General features: G+C 71.5%; 1 pseudogene. It reads left to right on the top strand.

Features of this window, described 5'->3' with window-relative positions:
• Window positions 1–69: 69 nt before the first annotated feature.
• Window positions 70–1,261, top strand: a pseudogene (locus RWX45_RS12285) (UvrD-helicase domain-containing protein); the annotation flags it as partial.

Raw genomic sequence — 1,261 nt, 5'->3', positions numbered from 1 at the left:
GGATCTTCTCCTGGTCGCCCAGACGCACCGCGCCGGTCTCCATGACGAGTTCGCACTCAATGGAGTAGGCCCACTGCCATTGGCGGGCGCCGCCACGAGATCGAGCGCTACAAGGGACGCCTGGTGGGCACCGCCGCCCATCGGCTGGGCCTGTCCACCGACCGTGCCCTCATCCGCGATCTGGCCGCCGAGGTCGAATGGGCTAAGGTCACCATGACCCTCCCGGAGGATTACGCGCAGGTTGCCGCCGCTCAGGGCCGGGTGGGGATCGGCGACCTCGACCCGGCCACGGTCGCTCAGGTGCTGGCCGTCTACGAGGAGGCCAAAACCGAGCGCGGCGTTATCGACTTCGAGGACGTGCTGCTGCTCATGGTCGGCATCCTCAAGGACCGTGAGGACATTGCCGCCCAGGTCCGCGGCCAGTACAAGCACTTCGTGGTCGACGAGTACCAGGACGTCTCCCCGCTCCAGCAGCGACTGCTGGACCTGTGGCTGGGGCGGCGCCGCCAGTTGTGCGTGGTCGGGGACGTGTCCCAGACGATCTACTCCTTCACTGGCGCCACCCCCGACTTCCTCACCGGCTTCGCCTCCCGCTACGAGGGGGCCCGTACCGTGCGGCTGACTCGCGACTACCGCTCCACCCCGCAGGTGGTGTCCCTGGCCAACCGGGTGCTGTCACGCTCGCGGCGCGGCGCGGGCATCTCCCTGCCCGCCGGGGCGGTGCAGCTCGAGGCACAGCGCCCCAGTGGCCCGGCCGTGCGCTTCGACGCCTACGACGACGACGTCGCCGAGGCCGCCGGGGCCGCCGCCCAGGTGCAGCGCCTGCGCGCTGCCGGGGTGCCGCTGTCCGAGATCGCCGTCCTGTACCGCACCAACTCCCAGTCGGAAGTGATCGAGCAGGCGCTGGCCGACGCCGGCATCGGCTACCTCGTACGCGGCGGGGAGCGCTTCTTCGAACGCGAGGAGGTCAAGCGCGCCATGGTGCTGCTGCGGGCCGCGGCCCGCACTGAGCGCGCCGCGCTCACCGGGGATCCCGGTGCTGACGCCCGCATGGTGCTGGCCCGGGAGGGCTGGAGCGAGCAGCCGCCCGCCGCCCGCGGCGCCATGCGGGAGCGCTGGGACTCCCTCAACGCGATCGTTGAACTGGCCGACCAGCTCGGCGCCAAGCGCGGCAGCGACCTGGACGGGGCAGCGAGCAGCACTAGGTCCTTGCCGTCGACCACCGTGCGCTGCAGCAACTCGGCGGGGCCGACCACCACCT

It is taken from the genome of Actinomyces sp. MRS3W, from assembly GCF_032465695.1.
Taxonomy (GTDB): Bacteria; Actinomycetota; Actinomycetes; order Actinomycetales; family Actinomycetaceae; genus Actinomyces.
The sequence above is the reverse complement of the archived record's forward strand: the minus strand, read 5'-3'. Positions and strand labels throughout refer to the sequence as shown.